The 21,889-nt window shown below is 63.8% G+C and carries 19 protein-coding genes and 1 pseudogene; 13 read left to right on the top strand and 7 right to left on the bottom strand.

What is annotated here, in order from left to right; genetic code table 11:
- Window positions 1–82: 82 nt before the first annotated feature.
- Complete coding sequence (gene uvrA / locus PSO31014_RS11530) at window positions 83–2,947, bottom strand: excinuclease ABC subunit UvrA (RefSeq protein ID WP_150551742.1); 2,865 nt, start codon at window positions 2,945–2,947, stop codon at window positions 83–85.
- A 430-nt stretch (window positions 2,948–3,377) separates the two neighbouring features.
- On the opposite strand from uvrA, the gene PSO31014_RS11525 reads away from it, so the two are divergent.
- The 3 genes and pseudogenes from PSO31014_RS11525 (at window position 3,378) to PSO31014_RS11515 (ending at window position 6,125) form a co-directional block, all read left to right on the top strand.
- Window positions 3,378–4,601 (top strand): MFS transporter, encoded by a 1,224-nt coding sequence (locus PSO31014_RS11525; protein ID WP_425494871.1) that lies wholly within the window; start codon window positions 3,378–3,380, stop codon window positions 4,599–4,601.
- A 30-nt stretch (window positions 4,602–4,631) separates the two neighbouring features.
- On the top strand, window positions 4,632–5,165 hold the full coding sequence (locus tag PSO31014_RS11520) for a single-stranded DNA-binding protein (RefSeq protein WP_150551740.1): 534 nt from the start codon (window positions 4,632–4,634) through the stop codon (window positions 5,163–5,165).
- 366 nt (window positions 5,166–5,531) lie between these two features.
- Window positions 5,532–6,125: pseudogene (locus tag PSO31014_RS11515) on the top strand (sulfurtransferase).
- Between the two features lie 174 nt (window positions 6,126–6,299).
- Here the strand turns inward: PSO31014_RS11515 and PSO31014_RS11510 are convergent.
- The gene (locus tag PSO31014_RS11510; RefSeq protein ID WP_150551850.1) at window positions 6,300–7,388 is read right to left on the bottom strand and encodes a porin; all 1,089 of its coding nucleotides are present in this window, start codon (window positions 7,386–7,388) and stop codon (window positions 6,300–6,302) included.
- A 314-nt stretch (window positions 7,389–7,702) separates the two neighbouring features.
- Complete coding sequence (locus PSO31014_RS11505; protein ID WP_246176595.1) at window positions 7,703–8,425, bottom strand: GntR family transcriptional regulator; 723 nt, start codon at window positions 8,423–8,425, stop codon at window positions 7,703–7,705.
- Between the two features lie 215 nt (window positions 8,426–8,640).
- Between PSO31014_RS11505 and PSO31014_RS11500 the strand changes: the two genes are divergently transcribed.
- The 6 genes from PSO31014_RS11500 (at window position 8,641) to PSO31014_RS11475 (ending at window position 14,989) form a co-directional block, all read left to right on the top strand.
- Entirely contained in the window at window positions 8,641–9,069 is a 429-nt protein-coding gene (locus PSO31014_RS11500) for a GlcG/HbpS family heme-binding protein (protein ID WP_017232607.1), read from the top strand.
- Window positions 9,062–10,114, top strand: a complete 1,053-nt coding sequence (locus PSO31014_RS11495; protein ID WP_150551739.1) for an amidohydrolase family protein — start codon at window positions 9,062–9,064, stop codon at window positions 10,112–10,114. The genes PSO31014_RS11500 and PSO31014_RS11495 overlap by 8 nt, the downstream gene beginning before the upstream one ends.
- On the top strand, window positions 10,111–11,007 hold the full coding sequence (locus PSO31014_RS11490) for a VOC family protein (protein WP_150551738.1): 897 nt from the start codon (window positions 10,111–10,113) through the stop codon (window positions 11,005–11,007). Before PSO31014_RS11495 ends, PSO31014_RS11490 begins: the two co-directional genes overlap by 4 nt.
- A gap of 42 nt (window positions 11,008–11,049) precedes the next feature.
- Window positions 11,050–11,922 (top strand): fumarylacetoacetate hydrolase family protein, encoded by an 873-nt coding sequence (locus PSO31014_RS11485; RefSeq protein ID WP_150551737.1) that lies wholly within the window; start codon window positions 11,050–11,052, stop codon window positions 11,920–11,922.
- A complete protein-coding gene (mhpA, locus tag PSO31014_RS11480) occupies window positions 11,919–13,487 on the top strand; it encodes a bifunctional 3-(3-hydroxy-phenyl)propionate/3-hydroxycinnamic acid hydroxylase MhpA (protein WP_150551736.1) in 1,569 nt (522 codons plus the stop codon). The genes PSO31014_RS11485 and mhpA overlap by 4 nt, the downstream gene beginning before the upstream one ends.
- Window positions 13,488–13,597: 110 nt before the next feature.
- Window positions 13,598–14,989: an MFS transporter gene (locus PSO31014_RS11475; protein ID WP_150551735.1), complete on the top strand. Its 1,392-nt coding sequence runs from the start codon at window positions 13,598–13,600 to the stop codon at window positions 14,987–14,989.
- Between the two features lie 20 nt (window positions 14,990–15,009).
- On the opposite strand, the gene PSO31014_RS11470 is transcribed toward PSO31014_RS11475, so the two are convergent.
- From PSO31014_RS11470 to PSO31014_RS11460, 3 genes are read right to left on the bottom strand one after another with little or no spacing between them, the layout of a single operon-like run.
- On the bottom strand, window positions 15,010–15,603 hold the full coding sequence (locus PSO31014_RS11470; RefSeq protein WP_246176594.1) for a DUF2878 domain-containing protein: 594 nt from the start codon (window positions 15,601–15,603) through the stop codon (window positions 15,010–15,012).
- 9 nt (window positions 15,604–15,612) lie between these two features.
- Window positions 15,613–16,143 carry a chalcone isomerase family protein gene (locus PSO31014_RS11465; RefSeq protein WP_150551733.1) on the bottom strand — a complete coding sequence of 177 codons (531 nt, stop codon included), beginning with the start codon at window positions 16,141–16,143 and terminating at the stop codon, window positions 15,613–15,615.
- A complete protein-coding gene (locus PSO31014_RS11460; protein WP_246176593.1) occupies window positions 16,140–16,826 on the bottom strand; it encodes a lipocalin family protein in 687 nt (228 codons plus the stop codon). Before PSO31014_RS11460 ends, PSO31014_RS11465 begins: the two co-directional genes overlap by 4 nt.
- A 195-nt stretch (window positions 16,827–17,021) precedes the next feature.
- Between PSO31014_RS11460 and PSO31014_RS11455 the strand changes: the two genes are divergently transcribed.
- Together PSO31014_RS11455 and PSO31014_RS11450 are read left to right on the top strand one after the other, a co-directional pair.
- Window positions 17,022–17,915, top strand: a complete 894-nt coding sequence (locus tag PSO31014_RS11455) for an alpha/beta hydrolase (protein WP_150551732.1) — start codon at window positions 17,022–17,024, stop codon at window positions 17,913–17,915.
- 46 nt (window positions 17,916–17,961) lie between these two features.
- Entirely contained in the window at window positions 17,962–18,546 is a 585-nt protein-coding gene (locus PSO31014_RS11450) for a fasciclin domain-containing protein (RefSeq protein WP_150551731.1), read from the top strand.
- A 78-nt stretch (window positions 18,547–18,624) separates the two neighbouring features.
- Here the strand turns inward: PSO31014_RS11450 and PSO31014_RS11445 are convergent, their stop codons facing one another.
- Window positions 18,625–19,098, bottom strand: coding sequence for an Lrp/AsnC family transcriptional regulator (locus tag PSO31014_RS11445; protein WP_150551730.1), 474 nt, complete (start codon window positions 19,096–19,098; stop codon window positions 18,625–18,627).
- A gap of 180 nt (window positions 19,099–19,278) precedes the next feature.
- Between PSO31014_RS11445 and PSO31014_RS11440 the strand changes: the two genes are divergently transcribed.
- Complete coding sequence (locus tag PSO31014_RS11440; RefSeq protein ID WP_150551729.1) at window positions 19,279–20,559, top strand: Zn-dependent hydrolase; 1,281 nt, start codon at window positions 19,279–19,281, stop codon at window positions 20,557–20,559.
- Between the two features lie 76 nt (window positions 20,560–20,635).
- Window positions 20,636–21,883 carry a diaminopropionate ammonia-lyase gene (locus tag PSO31014_RS11435; protein WP_150551728.1) on the top strand — a complete coding sequence of 416 codons (1,248 nt, stop codon included), beginning with the start codon at window positions 20,636–20,638 and terminating at the stop codon, window positions 21,881–21,883.
- The last annotated feature ends 6 nt before the right edge of the window (window positions 21,884–21,889 follow it).

Raw genomic sequence — 21,889 nt, 5'->3', positions numbered from 1 at the left:
GACTCTGCCGCGACGGCACGGGCGACCCTCGCAAGTCGCTCGCCCGTGCCGTGACGTAAGACAGCCCGAACGGGCGATGCGCTTACTTTGCGCGTGTGAGCAATGGGGCGAGGTACTTGCCGGTGAAGCTGGCCTTGTTCTCCGCCACTTGCTCGGGCGTGCCTTGCGCAATGATCTGCCCACCGCCCGCGCCGCCTTCCGGCCCGAGATCGATCACCCAATCCGCCGTTTTGATCACGTCGAGATTGTGCTCGATGATGACCACGGTATTGCCTTGATCGCGCAGCCGGTGGATCACCGTGAGCAGCAGCTCGATATCGTGAAAGTGCAGCCCGGTCGTCGGTTCGTCAAGGATATAAAGCGTTCGGCCCGTGTCTCGCTTCGAGAGTTCGAGCGAGAGCTTCACGCGCTGCGCCTCACCGCCCGAGAGCGTGGTGGCCGACTGGCCAAGGCGAATGTAGCCCAGGCCCACGTCCAGCAACGTCCTGAGCTTGCGCGCGACCACCGGCACCGGCTTGAAGAACTCGTGCGCCTGCTCGACCGTCATGTCGAGCACCTCCGAGATATTGCGGCCCTTGTACTGCATTTCGAGCGTTTCGCGGTTGTAGCGTTTGCCGTGGCAGACATCGCAAGGCACATACACATCGGGCAGGAAGTGCATCTCGACCTTGATGACGCCATCGCCCTGACAGGCTTCGCAGCGTCCGCCCTTGACGTTGAACGAGAAACGGCCCGGGTCGTAGCCACGCTCCTTGGCCGCGGGCACGCCCGCGAAGAGTTCGCGGATCGGCGTGAACAGCCCCGTGTAGGTGGCCGGGTTCGAGCGCGGCGTGCGTCCGATCGGCGATTGGTCGACGTTGATGACCTTGTCGAAGTGCTCCAGCCCTTCGATCTGGTCATACGGCGCCGGCTCGGCCGACGACCCGTAGAGATGCCGCGCGACGGCGTGATACAGGGTGTCGTTGATCAGCGTCGACTTGCCCGAACCGGACACGCCGGTCACGCAGGTCAGCAACCCGACCGGCAGATCCAGCGAGACGTTTTTGAGGTTGTTGCCCGATGCGTCCAGAATTCGCAGTCGATCGTCGCTCGGCGCGCGGCGCTGTGCAGGCACTTCGATACGGCGCGCGCCAGACAGGTACTGCCCCGTGAGCGACTCCGGCGCGTTCTCGATCTGCTCGGGGCGGCCTTGTGCGATCACCCTGCCGCCGTGGATCCCGGCGCCCAGCCCCATGTCGACGACGTAATCGCTCGCGAGAATCATGTCCTCGTCGTGTTCGACCACGATGACCGAGTTGCCGAGATCGCGCAGATGCTTGAGCGTGCCGATCAGGCGGTCGTTATCGCGCTGATGCAAGCCGATGGACGGCTCGTCGAGCACGTACATCACGCCGGTGAGGCCCGAGCCGATTTGCGACGCCAGGCGGATGCGCTGCGCTTCGCCGCCCGAGAGCGTATCGGCGCTGCGTTCGAGCGAAAGATAATCGAGGCCCACGTTGTTCAGGAACGTGAGGCGGGCCACGATTTCCTTGACGATCTTGTCGGCGATCTCGCGCTTCGCACCGTGCAGGACCAGTTCGTGGAAGTGGCCCAGCGTTTCGCGCAGCGGCAGGTTACCGATCTCGTAAATCGCGCGCGCCTGCTGGCCTTCGCCGACCTTGACGAAACGGGCTTCGCGACGCAGGCGGCTGCCTTCGCAATCGGGGCAGGCCTGGTTGTTCTGGTACTTGGCCAGCTCTTCGCGCACGGCGACGGAATCGGTTTCGCGATAGCGTCGTTCCAGATTCGGGATGATGCCTTCGAAGGCGTGCTCACGCACCGAAGTGCGGCCCTTCTCGTTCACATAGGTGAAGGGAATGGTCTGCTCGCCGGAGCCGAAGAGCACGATCTTCTGGGTGTCTTCCGGCAGTTCCTCGAAGGGCGTGTCGACATCGAAGTCGTAGAAGGCTGCGAGGCTCTGCAGCATCTGGAAATAGAACTGGTTGCGGCGATCCCAGCCCTTGATCGCACCCGAAGCGAGCGAGAGCGCCGGGAAGCCGACGACGCGCTTCGGATCGAAGAACGTCATGTGGCCGAGGCCGTCGCAGCTCGGGCATGCCCCCATCGGATTGTTGAAGGAGAACAGCCGTGGCTCGAGTTCCTGAAGCGAATACGAGCACACCGGGCATGCGAACTTCGAGCTGAAGACGTGTTCCTTGTCGGTCTCGATTTCCAGCGCCACGGCCCGGCCGTCGGCCAGCCGCAGTGCCGTCTCGAACGATTCCGCCAGTCGTTGCTTCAGATCGGCGCGTACCTTCACGCGGTCGATGACCACGTCGATGGAGTGCTTTTCCGTCTTTTTGAGCTTGGGCAGGGATTCGATGTCGTAGACGCGCGCCGTGCCTTCGTTGGCCGCGCCGCCCCCGGAGCGGATGCGAAAGCGCACGAAGCCCTGGGCCTGCATCGTCTCGAACAGGTCGACGTGCTCGCCCTTGCGGTCGACCACGATCGGCGCGAGGATCATGAGCTTGGTATCTTCCGGCAGCGCGAGCACGGCATCGACCATTTGCGAGACGCTTTGCGATTGGAGCGGCAGGCCGTGGTCGGGGCAATAGGGCGTTCCCACGCGCGCGTAGAGCAGACGCAGATAGTCGTGGATTTCCGTGACCGTGCCCACCGTCGAGCGCGGGTTATGCGACGTGGCCTTCTGTTCGATGGAGATCGCGGGCGAGAGGCCTTCGATCAGGTCGACGTCGGGCTTTTCCATCAGTTGCAGGAACTGGCGGGCGTAGGCCGACAGGCTCTCGACATAGCGCCGCTGGCCTTCCGCGTAGAGCGTGTCGAAGGCGAGCGACGATTTACCGGAGCCTGACAGGCCGGTGATCACCACGAGCTGGTGACGCGGCAAGTCGAGATTGACGTTCTTGAGGTTGTGGGTACGAGCCCCACGAATACGGATGGTTTCCATTCACGGTTCCGGGTCGTCGCCGAGGAATCCGCGCGGCGAATTGTCGCGGGGCGGTTTCCGGCCCCCAAGAAGTCCGAGTTTCCCGGGACGTCGCGCGATATCGGCGCGGCATTGGCCGGGCGTCGACGCAGCAGGCGGCGGGAGCGGTCGGGCGGGCCGCTGGGGGAAAATCAGGGCGGCTAAACCTGCTAATATACCTAAGTTTGATTGCTAGGGCTGAACCGGCTGACGGGCAGTCTCGGGCGATACACCGGCATGGGCCATAGGTGGGGGCGAATCGCCCGCTTTCCAGGGGCTGGGCCGGACTATCGTCCAGGCGGCCATCAACGCACCTCCGGGCGGTTGGCGCGCCGCGCGCCCGGGTAGCGATCATCAGACGATTCCGAGGCTGCACGATGTTGCGCGCGCTATTTCCATCTCTCAGGACGTAATGTCTACCGATTCCGTGACTTCCGCTTCCCCTGCCACAACGCGCGGCCGAGGGGGCCGCATGACCCCGCTGGAAGTGCGCGCGAGTGCTTCGCTCGCGGGGATTTTTGCACTGCGCATGCTCGGTCTGTTTCTGATCATGCCGGTGTTCTCGGTGTTCGCGCAGACGATTCCGGGCGGCAACAATACTTTTCTCGTCGGACTGGCCATCGGCATCTACGGTCTGACGCAGTCCCTGCTCTATATCCCGTACGGCTGGGCTTCCGACCGGCTGGGGCGCAAGCCGGTCATCGTGTTTGGCCTGATCGTGTTCGCGATCGGCTCGCTCGTGGCGGCGATGGCGCATGATCTGGCGTGGATCATCGTCGGCCGGGCGATCCAGGGCGCGGGGGCGATCTCCTCGGCGGTCATGGCTTGCGTGGCCGATCTGACGAGCGAAGCCAACCGCACGAAGGCGATGGCGATGATCGGCGGCAGCATTGGCCTGTCGTTCGCGGTGGCCATCGTGTGTGCGCCATTCCTGTATCACTGGCTGGGCATGAGTGGCCTGTTCTCGGCCATCGGCATTCTGGCGGTACTGGCGATCTTCGTGGTGGTGTGGGTTGTGCCGACACCGCCCGCGCATCCCAAGGTGGGCCCGGCGCCGTTCTCGGAGGTGCTGCACAACCCGGAGTTGTTGCGTCTGAATTTCGGCGTATTCGTGCTGCATGCGACGCAGACGGCGCTGTTCGTCGCAATGCCGCGCATGTTGGTGGCGGCGGGGTTGCCGGTGGCGCAGCACTGGGAGGTGTACCTGCCGGTGATGGGGTTGTCGTTCGTGGCCATGGTGCCGGCGATCATTGCGGCCGAGAAGCGCGGCAAGATGAAGGTAGTGCTGCTCTCGGCGATTGCGCTGGTGGCGGTGGCACAGGCGGCGCTGGGCGGATTGCCGCCGACGGTGGGCGTGATTGCGTGCGTGCTGTTCGTGTACTTCCTGGGCTTCAACGTGCTGGAGGCGTCGCAGCCGTCGCTGGTGTCGAAGCTGGCGCCGGGGCAGCGCAAGGGTGCGGCGGTGGGCGTATACAACACGACGCAGGCGCTGGGGTTGTTCTGCGGCGGGGCAATAGGGGGTTTTCTGATGACCCACTACGGTCAGAACGCAATCTTCATCACTTGCTCAGTCGGGGCTGTCGTGTGGCTTATAATCGCCGCACCGATGAGGACGCCAGCGCCTCGTCAATCCTGATCGGATATCAGCAATACCGGAGAAAGATTTATGGCATCAGTCAACAAAGTGATCCTGGTCGGCAACCTTGGCGCCGACCCCGAAGTCCGCTACATGCCGAGCGGCGATGCGGTCGCGAACATTCGTCTGGCGACGACCGACCGTTACAAGGACAAGCAGTCTGGCGAGTTCAAGGAGCTGACGGAATGGCATCGGGTGTCGTTCTTCGGCCGTCTCGCCGAGATCGTCAACGAGTACCTGAAGAAGGGCTCGGCGGTGTATATCGAAGGTCGTATCCGCACGCGCAAGTACCAGGCGCAGGACGGCACCGAGCGTTACAGCACGGAAATCGTGGCGGACCAGATGCAGATGCTGGGCGGCCGCAGCGGTGGTGAAGGTGGTGGTGGCGGCGGTGGTGGTGGCGGCTACTCGCGCGGTGGTGGTGGCGACGAAGGCGGCGGTGGCGGCTATTCGCGCGGCGGCGGCGGCGGCGGCGGTGGTGGTGGCGGCGGTGCCCGTCAGCAAGCACCGGCCAAGCCGTCGGGTGGTGGTTTTGACGACATGGATGACGATATTCCGTTCTAATCCCCGCACCTGAGCACGTCTGGAAAGTGTAAGTCGCTGGCCCGCAACCTCCCTCGGTGCGGGCCATTTGTTTTTGTGTGTGGTGCGCACTTTCGCGCCGCAGTAATGACTCTGCGGAATCGGCTAAATCGGATAGCCAAAGCAAGTGCCACAGGCGTGGTTTTCATCTTCAGTGCCGGGGCTGATGGTACGACCGCCCCGTATGGGATTCCCTCTCGGGTTTTCCTTTGATGAGCATCAAAGTGGTTCGTCCGTCTTCGCCTAGATCTATTTCAACAAGTGGGCGCCGAGCTTGCCACTTTGCACCGCATCGGGACGTGGTCTTTTTCCGGGCTGCGCTCAGGCGAAGCACGATAGGGGATTGCCATGCACGCGAGAGTCCTTATTTCACCAGATGAATTGACACAGTTGATTCAGTCCGGACCAGTAGTCCTCATCGACACACGGGAAGCGGCAAGTTTTGCCGAGGCACATCTGCCAGGCGCGGTGAATATCCATGAGATATTTACCTATCTGGCCACCTCAACGCCAGAAGGTCTTGCCGTCTTGCGCGAAACATTTATCTTGGCTATCCCCGCGACAAAATCAAGGTACTTCACGGCGGCTACAGCGCATGGCGTGCCGCCGGGCTGCCAAGCACAACGGAAGTCCCTTCGCCGACGCCCGTCGCGTTTCCCCAAGATTCCCGGCTCGGTGTGGCTAGAGTGGTATCGAATGATGAAACCGACCCCCGCAGGGCAGATGTTCAAATCGCCCGCAGAGATTCTTGCCGAGTGCGCGACCGTGGGGATTCGTCGCGATACGCCTGTTGTTGTGTTTTGCTTCAAAGGGGCGCGCGCCTCCAACACATTTGTAGCACTGGAGGAGGCCGGCATCAGGGACGTGCGCCTTTACCTCGGCTCGTGGAATGAATGGTCAAGGGATCCTTCGCTACCCATTGACGAGGGGTTGCCGTACTAGGTCCGTGCCCTACGCGCCGCAGCGTCATCGGCCGGTGCCAGCGCAATTTACACGTCGGCACCCCCCGCCCCGCGCAAGCTTCGCATCGTCATCTGCGCAGTCTCGAGCAGATCTGACGCGGTACCGATCATCTTCCGGTACCACGTCAGCTCGCGAATCACGTGGTTGCGGGCATCAGAAGCGATGCACGATACCGGCGATGAAGCTCACGATATTGTTGCCGGCGGTCACAGGGATGCCTGCGCCGCCCGCATTGCTGATCGTGAAGGCCGCGTTGGCGTTGTTCTTGACATAGCTGGCACCCGCATACAACCCGGTGCGCTTCGACAGGAAGTAGTCGTAGCGCACGCCATACGACAGCGCATTGCCCGACGAATTGCCGCGCAGGCGGTATTGACCGAAGCTCAGCAACAGCGTGCCTCGCGCCAGGTTCGGCACCAGCGCGTTCACTTCATAGAAGTCGTTTTCCGGATTCGCGTAAGTCGCGTTGCTCGCAGTCGTCACGCTATCGGAATTGCGGTGCATCTGATACAGGAACGCCGGCTTGACGAAGCCGAAGTCGTACGACGCGCCAAACAGGTAGTAGCGGCCGGTACCCGTCGGCGACGCCGTCGTGACGGCCGACGTCGTGGCGAAGCGCTGTTGCAGGTAATCCGCATCGGCCGAGAATTGCCCCGCCTTGAAGTTGAATCCCACCGACGCCGTATCGCCCAGCGTTCGCGGCTGTCCCGTCGCGCCATTGGCGCCGCGCGCATACAACGCCCGCACGGTCAGGCCCGCGAACGCCGGTGACACGTAGCGAATCGAATTGGCGGTGCGGGCCACCGGCACGAAGACGAAGTTGTTCGTCGCATTGCCCCAGCCGAGTGTGTTGAGGTCGCCCTGCGAGTACGTCACGTAGGTCGTGAACAGCGGCGTGTAGTTGTTGCCGACCTGCACCTGCCCCCACTGATTACTGCGCAATCCGACCCACGCCTCGCGATTGAACAGCGCGCCATTGCCGGCAATCGTGCCGTTGTTCACGTTGAAACCGTCTTCAAGCTTGAACACGGCAGCCAGGCCGCCCCCCAGGTCTTCGGTGCCAATCATCCCCCATCGCGACGGCGCCACCGAACTCGATTCCACCCGCGACACGCTGGTGCCCCCCGTGTGCGCATATTGCACGCCCGTGTCGATGATGCCGTACAGCGTCACGGATTGCGCATGCGCGCCCACGCTCGCGCACAGCGAAAGCGCCGCGGCGGCGCCAAAACGTCGAATCATTGCCATGTCTCCATTCCTTTGTCGTCATAGACCATTCATTTGCACAAAAATGGCTGATGGCAATTTTTGTATATATTTTTTGGCAAATCAAATTTTAATGTCGAAATTCGGGTAAACCGGGAGCATTCGTGATGTGTGTCTGCAACATGTGGCACGACGACAGGTCGAGGCGAGGGGGCTGTGGAGCGCAATCTCTCGACGCCCACGACCATGCCCGCGCAGGCCCGGCAGGCATCAGCGCGGAGGAACGTGAAGGGGAGAGGGAGGGGGCAGTGTTGCCAGCCCGAGCGATCGGGCCGGCCGAGCGAGACGGCTTATTCCGCCGGGAAGAGATTGGCGTCGGCGAGGATGATGTCGGCCGTGGTCTCGTAGTGCTTGCGCATGAGCTGGATCGCACGCGGCGCATCGCGTTCGATGACGGCGTCGAGCATCGCTTTGTGCTCTTCGCGCTCGTGGCGGTTCGGGTAGATACGCTTCACCGACAACTGGCGATAGCGGTACAACTGATCCGAGAGCTGCTCGCAGAAGTTGAGCAGCCAGCGTGACTGGCAGCCGCTGATGAGCGTGCGATGGAACGCCCGATGCAGCCGCTCCCACTCGGGATTTTCGAGGTATTCGTTTTCGCTGAGCGAACGCGGCACCTTGGAGAGGCGGTGATAGGCCAGCACCAGCGCCTCTTCCCACTCCGGCTGGTCGGCCGCAAACGCCTCGCGCAGGGCGACTTCTTCGAGCCAGACGCGCGTCTTGGTGATCTCGCGAAGGTCGGCGGCGCTGATGCCGGTGACGGCAAATCCCCGCTGATCCCGCCGCTCCACCAGGCCATCGGAGGTCAACCGGTTGAGCGCTTCGCGCACCGGCGTCTGGCCCGCCTGGTATTGATCGCAGAGGAATTCGATCTGCAATTTGCGACCTGGCTCGAGCTTGCCGGCCAGAAGATCGGCCCGCATCCGGTCGTACAGATTGGTCGCCAGCGTGACGTTCGACCCGGCCTGGCTAGCGGTCTGGCTGGCAGAGGACAGCGCGGATATGCGGGACAAAACGTTACCTCGATCAGATGGGGGCGGGAAGTTACATATAAGTATATCTGAAACGGGTCAGCCCAATGCCAACGTCGGAAACCTAGGTGTTTACGATAATTTGTGTACAAAAATAATAAATAAGTGTTTTTGTATATATAATTGCTCGCAACAAAGGTCCGGTGCGATCGCTTGATCGAGATCGCAACGCCTGGACGCGTTCGGAGATCAGTCGTATGGCATCCCCCCTGACGTTGGCGCAGGCCAACGAAATCATCGCGGCGGCACTCGCTGCGAGCCACCAACATCAGTACAAGGCGATGGCGGTCGTCGTGCTCGACGATGCTGGCCACATCAAGGCCGTGCAGCGCGAAGACGGCGCGTCGATGTCGCGAGTGGACATCGCAACCGGCAAGGCGTGGGCCTGTGTGAGCATGGGCGCCAGCAGCCGCGCGCTGCTCGCCCGTGCCAAGGACAATCCCGCCTTCTTCAATGCACTCGCGGTTACGCACGGCGGCAAGTTCATTCCCCAGACCGGCGCCGTTCCGATTCGCGATGCCGACGGCCGCGTCATCGGCGCCGTGGGTGCATCGGGCGGCACAGGCGACGAGGACGAAGCGATCTGCATCGCCGGCGTGATGGCCGCGGGGCTGCGTCATGAGTGAGCCTGTCGTACACGGCCACGGCTGCGGCTGTGCTGCGCTGCCCGGTATCGACGTGCACTGCCATGTGATTCCCGCCGAGTTTCCGAAGTCGCTGGGCATCACGCCGGCCGGCTGGCCGTCGATGGCGCCGGCGCATGACTGTCATCGCCATGTGATGATCGACGGCGGGCTCTACCGCACGGTCTCGGACCGTTGCTGGGATGCCGGCAAGCGGCTCGACGACATGGCCGAGCAGCGGGTCGGCGTGCAAGCGCTCTCGCCCATGCCAGAGTTGCTCGGCTACTGGCTGCCGGCGCAGGAGGCCGCGCATCTGAATCGCTACGTCAACGATGAGATCGCGAAGATGGTCGCGTACGCGCCGACGCGCTTCGTCGGTCTCGGGGCGGTGCCGTTGCAGGACACGGATCTCGCCATTGCCGAACTGACCCGAATGATGGCCTCGGGCGCCTTCGTGGGCGTGGAACTCGGCAGCAATATCAACGGTGTGCCGATCGGCGCAGCATGCTTCGATCCCTTTTTCGAAGCGGCCGAAGCGCTCGGCGCGGCGATCTTCGTGCATGCGCTGCGTCCCGCTGGCGAGGCGCGACTGGTCGGGCCGAAGCCACTGTTACAGGCCCTCGGTTACCCCACCGACGTCGGCTTGGCCGCCGCGTCGGTACTCACGACAAATTTGATCGTGCGCCGCCCGAAGCTGCGCATCGCGTTCAGTCACGGCGGCGGCACGCTCACGTCGCTGTTGCCGCGTCTCGAACGTGCGCACAAGGTGTTCAAGCCGCTCGACGACACGCTGCTCGAATCGCCGAGCGCACAAGCGCGACGCCTGTACTACGACGCTCTGGTGTTCGACGACGACACACTCGCGCACCTGGTCAGGACCTTCGGCCACACACAACTGATGCTCGGCACCGACTATCCGTTCGCGTTTCGCGAGACTACGCCGGTCGCCAGCATCGAGCGCGCGTTCGCCGATGCGACGCTGCGCGAATCCCTGATTCATCTTAATGCCGAACGCTTTCTCGGCATGTTTGCAAGGAGTCACTCATGACGTCGTCCCTCGTCAGCGCACTGCGCGGCATTGCCATCGGCGTGCCGGATCTCGCGCTCGCGGAAACCTTCTATACCGACACCTGGCATCTGAGTGTGGTGGCACGCACCGATGACGTGGTCTATCTGCGCGGCACGGGCTCGGCGCATCACATTCTCGCGCTGCATCGCAGCGACCGCGCCGACGTGCGCAGCGTCGATTTCAACGTGCCTTCGCTCGACGCGCTGTCGATGCTGGCGAAGACGATTCCAGCGAACGGCGGCACCGTGATCGACGGCCCGGCGCCGGTGACCGAACCCGGTGGCGGAACACAGTTGATCACACAGGATCCGCAAGGACGCGTGCTGCGGTTCATTTTCGGTGACATGCGCTGGACCGACACGGCAGAGCGCGCCGACGCGCCGATCAAGATTACGCATGTCGTGATGAACAGCGAGAACGTGGCCGTCGCGCAGACCTTCTTCGAAAACGCGCTCGGCTTCAAGCTCTCGGATCGCACCCGCATCATGGCCTTTCTGCGGTGTGGCAGCGATCACCACAGCATCGCGCTGGCCGATGCCACCGAGACCAGCCTGAACCATATCGCGTTCGTGATGCCGGACCTCGATTCGGTGATGCGCGGCGGCGGCCGCATGAACGATGCCGGTTATCCGATCGAGTGGGGCGTGGGCCGTCATGGGCCGGGCAACAACGTGTTCGCGTATTTCCTGGGTCCGTTCGACTTCGTCATCGAATACACCGCAGAAGTGCAACAGGTCGACGACACCTATCGCACCGGCGGGCCGGACGACTGGAAGTGGCCGCCCGGACGCATCGATCAGTGGGGTGTCGGCAAGTCGCCATCGCCGCGCCTCAAGGAAGCTCAGAAAACCATTCGCTTTCGCCACGGCTGAAGCCGTCGCGTCAATCTTCAATCAAGTCCACGGAGTCTTTCGGTGAAATTCGTCACATACAAGCATAAAGCAGGCACGCGCCTGGGGGTGGTCGACGGCGATGACGTCATCGACCTGGCAGCGGCCGAACCCGGCGTGCCGTCCGATCTGCGCGTCGCGCTCGAACAGGATATCGACGTGCTCGGCGCCGCCAGGCGCGCGGTCGCCAATCGCGCCGCGCAGCGCGTGCGCCTGTCGGACGTCAAGCTCGCCCCGGCGTTGCCGCGTCCGGGCAAGATCGTCTGCCTCGGACACAACTTTTACGACCATGCCAAGGAAGGCGGCAACCTGAAGCCGGTGTACCCGCTGATCTTCTTCCGCGGCGCGACCTCGCTGATCGCCCACGACGATCCCGTGATTCGTCCGTACGTGTCGGAGAAGTTCGACTATGAAGCCGAACTGGCGGTGGTGATCGGCAAAGGCGGTCGACATATCAAGCGCGGCGACGCGCTCGCGCACGTCTTCGGCTACGCCTGCTTCAACGACGCCTCGGTGCGCGACTTTCAGAAGCGCACGTCGCAATGGACCATCGGCAAGAACTTCGACGGCACCGGCGCGTTCGGCCCGTGGATCGTCACGCCGGAAGACCTGCCGGTCGGCGCCACCGAGCTGAAGATGGAACTGCGCCTGAATGGCCAGGTGATGCAGAAGACCAACACCTCCGACATGATCTGGGGCGTAGCCGAAACCATCGAACTGCTGTCTGAATGCATGACGCTGGAACCGGGCGACGTGATCGCCATGGGCACGCCGGCCGGTGTCGGCTTCGCCCGCACGCCGCCCGTGTGGATGAAGGCCGGCGATCGCGTCGAAGTGGACATCGAGCGCGTGGGCGTGCTGTCCAACCTCGTGCAGGACGAAGTCGAGGCGAAATGAGTGTCATGAACGAGTCCTACGACGTTCTCATCTCCGGCTTCGGCCCATCGGGGGCCGTCGCCGCCAACCTGCTCGGCAAGCTCGGGGTGCGCACACTGTGCGTCGACAAGGCGCGCGAGGTCTACGACAAGCCGCGTGCGATCGCGCTCGATCACGAGATCATGCGCATCTTCCAGGATCTCGGGCTAGCCGAGCGCATCGCCCCGTTCGTCGATGTGTTTCCGCCGTCGGAGTACTACGGCACGCAAGGGCAGTTGATCAAGCGCATCGCCACGGTCGAGAAGCCCTATCCGATGGGCTATACGCCGACGATGACCTTCACGCAGCCGCCGGTCGAGCAAGCGCTGCGCGATCAGGCCGCGAGCTACGACTGCGTGAGCCTCGCGTTGGGCACCGAGCTGATCGGCTTCGAAGACACGGGCGAGGCGGTCACCGCACGCCTGCGCGACGACGCCGGCCAGACGCGCACCGTCACGGCCAAGTATCTGATTGCCGCCGACGGGGCCTCGAGCTTCGTGCGCACCACGCTGGGTATCGCGCTCGAAGACCTTGTGTTCGACGAACCATGGGTCGTGGTCGATGTGATGGTCAACGACAGCGGTCTGGCCAAGCTGCCGAAGGTGGCGATCCAATATTGCGAGCCGAAGCGCCCGTGCACGTACATCGTGGGTCCCGGACGGCATCGTCGCTGGGAAATCATGCTCTCGCCCGGCGAAGATCCCGCGCAAATGCGCGAGGACGACAGCGTGTGGCAACTGCTCTCGCGCTGGCTCACGCCGGAAGACGGCACCTTGTGGCGCGCGGCGAGCTATCGCTTCCACGCGCTGGTGGCGAGCGAATGGCGCCGTGGCCGCGTGTTCATCGCGGGTGATGCCGCGCATCAGCAACCGCCGTTCATCGGTCAGGGAATGTGTCAGGGCGTGCGCGACATCGTCAATCTGGTCTGGAAGCTCGAGTGGGTGTTGCGCGGCAAGGCATCGGACGCGCTGCTCGACACGTATCAGGTGGAACGCAAGCAGCACGTGACGACGCTGACCACGCGCATCAAGGAGATCGGTCGCGTGATCTGCGAGCGTGACGAGGTTGCCGCCGCTGCGCGCGACGCACGACTGCTGGCCGAGTGTGGTGGTGTGGTGAAGACCGTCACGCGCCAGGAAATCGTGCCGCCGTTGCAGACGCGATTGCTCGCCGCTGACGGCAATGCCGTGAACGGCACGCTGTTCCCGCAACCGCTCGTTGCGACGGACGCGAACGCCTGCGCGTTGCTCGACGACGTGGTCGGTGGCGGCTGGCGCGTGGTGATCGACGACGTTGCGTTGCTGGAAAGCGGTTGGGTCGCCGCCGCACGCGATATCGGCGCAAGGGTGGTGGTGCTTGGCTCGGCAGCATCGTTGCCGGCCGGCAGTGTGGCAGTGCAGGAGAAGGAAGGTGTCCTCGCGAGATGGTTCGAGAAGCACGATTGCCACGCGGCAATCGTGCGACCGGACCACTACGTTTGGGGTGTCGCGGGACACGCGAGTGCGCTTGCAACGCAACTCGACGCTCTGATCGGCGCGCTGAGTTGACGGTCGGCGCCATGCCCGCTGGCGCGGGTGTGGCAAGCCGCCATTTAAATATGCGGAACACGCCGGCACCAGACCGGCGCGGCCGCGACTGACACGGTCTGGAGACAATCGTGACGACAACCATTACCGCGCGCGAAGAAATCGCGCAGGCGAAATTCGGCGGGTTTCATTTCAAGTTCGCCGTGCTGCTCACCGCCATCATGTTCTTCGATGGCTACGACCTATTCAATGCCGCTTACGTCATTCCACTGGTGCGCAAGACGTGGCACCCGTCGCCCGGCATGATCGGCTTCATGCTCTCGAGCGGCATCATCGGCCTGTCGATCGGCTCGGTGCTGCAAGGCCTGCTGTCAGACCGATTCGGACGCCGCCGCGTCATGCTGCTGGCACTGTGGATGCTGACCATCTCGAGCGGCCTTCTCGCCACCGTCGTGCACGGGCCGCTGGGGTTTGCGATCTTCCGCCTCATCATGGGCACGGCGCTGGGCATGGTGACGCCGCTGGCGCTGACCTGCATCAACGAGTGGGCACCCGCGAAGAACGCGAACACGTTCGCGACGTGGGTGTTCCAGCTGGGCTTCTCCGCAGGCGGGATCTTCGCGGGCATCGCGGGGCTCTCGATGACGGCGCACTTCGGTTGGGAGTCGCTGTACTACATCGGTGCCGCATCGCTGTTGGTGGTGATTGCCGCGACACTGTGGTTGCCTGAATCGATTCAATACCTGATGCTGTGCGGACGGGAGTCGGAAGTGCGCGTACTGCTCGCCAAGCTGCGTCCGGAGCGCGAGGCGGTGTATCGCACGGCGACGTTTGCGCCGATGCACAAGCCCGAGACGATCGGCTCGATCGCGGCGCTGCTCTCGCCGATGTATCGCCGCAACACGATTGTTCACTGGATCGTTGGCTTCCTCAGTCTGTTCTGCATCCACGGTCTGACGGGCTGGCTGCCGACGCTGGTCGTCGCGAGCGGCGGCGGTGTGTCATCGGCGTTCGCCTACGGCACGCTGGTGATGCTGGCGTCGGTGTTTGGCGGAATCGGCATGGGTTGGCTGGCGGACAGGCTGCGCAGCCGCATCAAGGCGATGATCATTGGCTACACGTTGGCGTCGATCTCGATGATCTCGGTCGGCATTGCGCTGGGCAATCTGTGGGCACCGCCGTTCGTCGCGGCGCTGGGCTTCTTCATCTTCGGTGCGCAGGCCGTGCTCAACAACTATCAGGTGATGTGCTATCGCACGGAAGTGCGTGGCACGGGGATGGGCGTGGCCGTGGGGCTGAACCGCGTGGGCGGCATCATGGGGCCGATGATCATTGGCATCGTCGCAACGGTCAACCCGTCGCCGAGCTACACGTTCGGTATCTTCGCCGTGGCACTGGCGCTCGCCGCCGCGATCATCTCGCTGGGACGCCAGGAGATCGCATCGGTCGGGCTGGTGCCGGCACCGGAAGCGCACAGCAATGGAGTCAATGGCGCGGCCAGCGTGCCGGCCGGGCAACGTTGAGGAGTATGACTACCGGATGACTACCGATCGCCATGTTGCATGGCGTCGGTAGCCTTACCGGAGGCGATCGGCCCCGAACCGATCGCCACCCCCAGCGCGATCAGTCCGGGCAGCATGACCGCCCATCCCGCGCCAATCAGGGCGAGCGCCCGCCAGATATCGATGAACTGGACGGCCCCCAAAGCCGCGCCCGCGCGAAACGACAGTGGACCGCCCACCGCGCCCAGCATGGCGCACAGAAGCCGGCGACGGCGAAGCGACGCGAAGACGGGATTGATCTGCAACGCGAAGAGGGCCCATAGCCCGGCCATCCAATACGGCGCGAATCCGGGGACAAGCACGCCATTCGGGTAGGCGATCCAGCCGGTGCGATAAACGCAGGACTCCCATCCGAAGCCCAGCACCGTGACGACGATGAGGAATGCCGCTTCGCGCAGCGGTCGCCGGTCCAGGCACAGATGACCCACTGCCATGGCGGCCACGAGCGCGACGCCTATCCATCCGTCTCCCTTGGCGGCGCTGAGCACGCACGTGAACCACCCCACCTGGCCGAGTACAACGTAGACCAGGCCCAGGCAACGTCCCGAGCGCGGTGGGTTACTCCGTAGCGACACCACGGCCGGTCATGGGCTTTCGCCCAACAGATGTCGGCGAAGCGAAGGCGCCCGCGTGTTCGGGTCGAGCCAGATGCCGAAGAATGCCCGCGCGAACGCCATGTCGGGAACGTCGGCCGTCAATGCCCCGTTCGTATAGAACCGTGCGCCGCGCCCAGGCAGATAGACGCCACAGAGCTCGTCGCCGCGTGACACGTCGCCGAATGCCCGCTGCATGTCCTCGCGCCACGCATTGAGCGTGTCGTTCGCGATCGGACGCGGGGCCAGTCGCTGCATCTCGGCGATGCCGGTCGAGACCATGCGCTCCCCGCTGACGCTTCGTTCGTACTTGAGGACAAGCGCGAATGGCGTGTCGGCCGAGACGGGCGTGTGCGGCGACCAAAGCTCAGCCTTATAGAGACAGAAGCCCAACACGCAGAATTCGCCCGCGCCAATGCGATGGGCCGTTGTCAATGCATCGCGGCATCCTGACCACGCCGCCGCTGGTGTCAGCGCGCCGGCCAGACACACGATCACGCTCGCCAGACGACTCGCTTTCATTCGCTTGTCCCCGGGGTGGCGAAGCCCGGCTGACCGAGTTGCTCGGGCACCTGGGGGACGCGCCGGAAGCGCGTGGTGTCATAGCCCATGGCGTCGAAGCGCGACAGCAGTGCACGGTAGGTCGCGTCGTCCATCGTCGGCTCGCGGGAAAAGATCCAGCCTAATGACTTGTCGGGATAAGCGAGCAATGTGACCCGATACGCCGGATCGACGTACACGGTGAGCTGCGAGACATAGATGGGCCAGAACAGGCGAACACGCCACTCCCCGCCGCCGCTGCCCGGGACCACACTATCGAGGAACTGGTAATGACGCTCGGGTTGGTCGAACCCATCCTTGCGGCCATAGAAGTGATCGTCGATCTTACCGTCGTCGCGCAACTTCCACTCGGCGCGGCTGCCCACGAAGTCGCGTTCGGCGAAATAGGGGATGTTGGCGATCACATACCACTTGCCCATGTATCGCGGCAGGTCGACCGGCACCGTGTGAAGTGGGGCGTCCGCGCGAGGGTTGGGGTTGGGCGGCGCGCCCGTACAACCCGCCAGCAGCACGCTCGCACCGGCGAACACGCCAAGCGCAACGTGGCGCGTTCGTTTGACGCCTTCTTGGCTGTGCCATCGAGAAAGCCACGCGGCATACAGCGCGAGATTCAGTCCGACGAATGCAATGGCGGCGGCAGGCATGATGCAAGCTCCGTAGCGGGTTCAAGACGCGTGTCACGGGTATACGGACGCCGCGATCCCTCGGATGCAGCGGAAACAAAAAAATCCGCCGATTTCCGCTCGGACGTGCATCCGGGCGATCGCCATTCCCGTACTGACGAAGGCAAGCCCGGGGGGCATTGGCCTTCCCCGGCCTCTATTCGACAGGAAGGGAACATGACGAATGTCTCGCTCGGCGGCCTGCTGGCCGTGGTGCTCACCAGCGTCGCACTGTGTGCGTGCAGTCCCGTCACGCTAGTGAACGCGCTCACGCCGCGGACCACGTATCGTGACGTCACGAACGTCGCTTATGGCACGTCGGAGCGACAGCGACTCGATGTCTATGTGCCAACACACCCCGACGCGGGCGCGAACGGCATGCCGGTGGTCGTGTTCTTCTACGGCGGGAGTTGGCAGAACGGCCAACGTGAAGATTACCGCTTTGTGGGCGAGGCGCTCGCCTCCCGCGGCTTCCTGGTGGTCGTACCCGACTATCGAACCTATCCCGAGGTGACATTCCCGGCATTCGTGGACGACGCCGCCATCGCGGTGCGCTGGGCGAGCGAGCGTGCGCGAGCGTTTGGCGGCGACCCCGAACGCCTGTTTCTCATGGGCCATTCGGCGGGCGCGCAAATGGTGGCGCTACTCGCGACCGATGCCCGCTACCTGCACGCCAATGGCATGCGCGAGTGCGATATCGCGGGCGTCATCGGTCTGGCCGGCCCCTACGATTTCCTGCCGCTCAAGAGCGATGTGCTTCGCCGGATATTTCCCGAGCCGGTGCGACTCGCCAGCCAGCCGATTCATTTCGTGACGGGCAGGGAACCGCCCATGTGGTTGGCCGTGGGCGACGCGGACACGGTCGTCGATCCGGGCAATACGACGCGGTTTGCCCAGCGCTTGCACGGGATGAACGATGCGGTGCAAGTGCGGCACTACGACCTAGGTCACGCGATGCTTCTGGGAACGCTTAGCGCACCGCTGCGAGGATATGCGCCGGTGCTGGACGACATTGCCACCTTCGTGAATTCATTTCCAGAGCGTGCATCCGCTCACCCGGCTTGTTCGTAAGTAAGAGGGCTTCCGATTTGCGAAGCGCCATCAATGGGGTGAGAAAATGAAGACTCGTTACTCGACCGGATTTCTGCCGGTGCTTGTGGCAACCTGCTGTGTTTTCGGATCGGCGCTCAGCGCTTGCGCTGCGCCGATGGACAGCGGTGAGAAGACGGTCATGGTCGGCGGGGCGGCGATGTACCCCTCGAAGAACATCATCGAAAACGCGGTGAACTCAAAAGACCATACGACACTCGTCGCCGCGGTGAAGGCCGGCGGATTGGTCGACACACTCTCCGGCCCCGGGCCCTTCACGGTCTTCGCGCCGACCAACGAAGCGTTCGCGGCACTGCCGGCGGGGACTGTCGATACGCTGCTCAAGCCCGAGAACAAGGCAACCCTCGACAAGGTGCTCACGTATCACGTGGTGCCGGGCCGACTCTCCGCGCAGGATCTGATGAAGGCCGTCAAAGACGCCGGCGGCAAGGCGATGTTGAAAACGGTCGAAGGCGATTCACTGACCGTGACGCAGATGGGCGGACACCTGATGGTGACGGATGACAAGGGCGGCGTGGCTAACATCGCCATCAGCAACGTCATGCAATCGAATGGGGTGATTCACGTGGTGGACAAAGTGCTGATGCCCTGATGTCCTGATGCCCTGTGATGTTTCCCCGGTCGTTCGTCAGGGCGTGGTGCCCGGGAGAATGACCGGGTGTCGTTGCGTTCAACTGCCGAGCGCGTCCAGCGGCACTTCCAACCCGACCTTGACGTTGCTCATCGACACGAGCGTTTTGAAGCGTTTGACATTGTTGCTCTCGAAGAACAGGGCGCGGGTGAGTTCGGTGTACTGCGCCATGTTCTGCACGACCATGATCACCACGAAGTCGCATTCGCCCGCCACGTAATAGCATTGCTGCACTTGCGGGCAGGCGAGAAAGCTGCGCCTCATCGCATCGAGCAGGTCGAGCCGCTCGTTCTCGACTTCGACCTCGGTAATGATCGTCAGCGCGTAGCCCACGCTGGCCGGATCCACCAGCGAGACGGTCTTGCGTGTCACGCCCTCGTCGGCCAGCTTTCTGAGCCGCCGATTCACCGCGGCCGATGACAGATTGATTTGCGCGCCAAGCGCATGCTGAGGCGTCGTCGCGTCTTGCTGGATCGCGGCGAGCAGGGCGACGTCGTAACTGTCCAGGGTCATGTGGCGCAATAAAAATTCGATTTGTCGGCTAAAAACGGGTTAATCGTACACGCGCCCCGGAATATTATTCAGGCAGATCGATGATACTCCGCCAGCGGTGACGCGCAAAACCCGTCGCTGAAAGCGCTTGCGCGAGCGGCTGTCCCATCGACATCTCCGCCGAAACGACCGGATGCCTCTATGCCCGAAACGAATGTCTCCACCGTCCTTCGCCTGAACGGCGCCGTGCTGTTGCAACAGTTGCATGAGCTGGGCGAGATCGGTGCCGATCCCGTTGCGGGCGGCCGCACTCGCGTCGCGCTCACCGACGCCGAGAAAGCCGGGCGAGATCAGGTCGTCGCGTGGATGCGCGAACTCGATCTCGACGTGCGGATCGATCGCATCGGCAATATCTTCGGCACGCTGGCGTCGGCCACGAAGGACGCGGCGGGAGAGGCGGGTGAGGTGCTACGCCCGCTCATGATGGGGTCGCACATCGACACCGTCGTCAACGCAGGCGCGCTCGACGGATGTTATGGCGTGCTCGGTGGCCTGGCCATCGTGAGGGCATTTCGCGAAGCGGGCGTGGTGCCGTCGCGGCCGATCACGGTCGCGGCATTCACCAACGAGGAAGGCGCGCGTTTTCATCCGGACATGATGGGCTCGCTGGTTCACGCGGGTGGTTTGCCGCTGGCCGAGGCGCTCGATGCCGTTGGTACCGATGGCGCGCGTCTGGGCGATGAACTCGTGCGTATCGGATACGCGGGCGAGATGATGCCGGGCACCCTCGTGCCCCACGAGTATCTCGAACTGCACATCGAACAAGGTCCGATTCTCGAAGCGGAAGGGCTGCAGATCGGCGTCGTCGAGAATCTACAGGGCATTTCGTGGCAGCAGATCACCGTGCAGGGCAACGCCAATCACGCGGGCACCACGCCGACGCGTCTGCGCCACGATGCCGGCTATGTCGCGGCCGCCGCAGTCGCCGAGCTGCGGCGCATCGCCGTCGACGCCGGCACGACGCTCGCGACCGTTGGTACGCTGCGGGTCGAGCCGGGCGTCATCAACGTGATTCCCCGCAAGGCGGTATTCACGGTCGATATGCGCGACCCGGACGAACAACGTCTGGCAGCGAGCGAAGCGCACTTTTCGGCATTCCTGACGAAGCTCGCACAAGACGAAGCCGTGCGCATTTCGGCCGAGCGCCTGGCGCGCTTCTCGCCGGTCGTCTTCGATGCCGAGTTGGCCGACGTCATTGAGGCGAGCGCCAGCGGGCTGGGGCTGTCGTCCAAGCGCATGACGTCGGGCGCGGGCCACGACGCACAGATGATCGCGCGCATCGCCCCGGCGGCGATGATCTTCGTGCCGAGCCGGGGCGGCATCAGCCACAACCCGCGCGAGCACACCGACGACGAGCAGCTGGTGAACGGCGCGAAAGTGTTGCTCGATGTGGTTGCAAGGCGCCTCGGCGTACGTCGATAGAACCGTTCGGACATCCCGACATCCCGACATCCCGAAATACCGCAATACCGCAATACCGCAATACTGGAGCCCCCCAATGCTGTACGTCAATCCCCACGCCGCCCGCGCGCCGTACCCGGCCGACCTCAAGGACATCATGAACATTGCTCGCGCGCAAGAGAGCCGCGAGTGGCTGGCCCATTGGGAAGGGCTGACGCGAGGGAGCACACCGCTGCGCGCGCTGCCCGATCTGGCCGCATCGCTGGGCGTTCGCAGCGTGCTCGTGAAAGACGAAGCGCTGCGCTCGGCGTTGGGCAGTTTCAAGGCGCTGGGCGCGCCGATCGCGCTCGTCCGCCTTCTGTTGCGCGAGTTCGAAACATTCGGCTTCACTGCGCGGACACTTCTGCGAGGTGAGCATCGCGACGCGCTCGCCACGGTCACGGTCATCAGCGCGACGGACGGCAACCACGGTCGCGCGCTCGCCGCCGCGGCGCAGAGCATTGGCTGCCGCTGCGTCATCGTGCTGCACGCGCAGGTGAGCGAGGAGCGCGAACAAGCGATTGCCGCGTACGGTGCCGAGATCGTGCGCGTCGAGGGCAATTACGATGCGTCGGTGGACGCGGCGGCGACGCTTGCCTCGCGTCACGGCTGGCATGTGGTTTCGGACACGTCGTACGAGGGTTACGAGGCCATTCCGCGCGACGTCATGCAGGGTTACGGGACGGTGGCCGCCGAAGTCGATGAAGCGCTCCGCAACGCAGACGCTCGCACGCACGCCGCCTGTCCGGTCACGCACGTCTTCCTGCAAGGGGGTGTGGGTGGATTGGCGGCGGGTATCGTGAGCTATCTTTGGGAGCGCTGGGGCGTGTGGCGACCGACGTTCATTGTCGTGGAGCCGGTGCAGGCCGATTGTCTTTACCAGAGCGCCATTGCGGGCAAGGCGGCCTCGGCGTCGGGCTCGGTCGATTCCGTGATGGCCGGGCTGGCCTGCGGCGAGACGTCGCCGCTCGCGTGGCGATTCCTGCAACCGTCGGTCGACGCGTTCATGACGGTCACCGATGCCGAGGCCGTCGAAGCCATGCGGCGTCTGGCGCGCGGCAGCGACAACGACGTGCCCTTCGTCGCGGGAGAGTCGGGGGTAGCGGGGCTGGCGGGCTTGATGCAGGCGGCCGCAACGCCTGTGCTGGCATCGGCCATCGGTTTGAACACGGACTCACGGGTCCTGCTGATCAACACGGAAGGGGCGACAGCGCCGGGCGTGTATGCGAACCTCGTGGGCGAGCCGGCGGCGTCGGTGACGCAGCGCCAGCACGCGTGGCTGGCACGCGGATGCCATCGCGGATGAACAGCC

This window comes from Pandoraea soli, from assembly GCF_902459595.1.
Classification (GTDB): domain Bacteria; phylum Pseudomonadota; class Gammaproteobacteria; order Burkholderiales; family Burkholderiaceae; genus Pandoraea; species Pandoraea cepalis.
The sequence above is the reverse complement of the archived record's forward strand: the minus strand, read 5'-3'. Positions and strand labels throughout refer to the sequence as shown.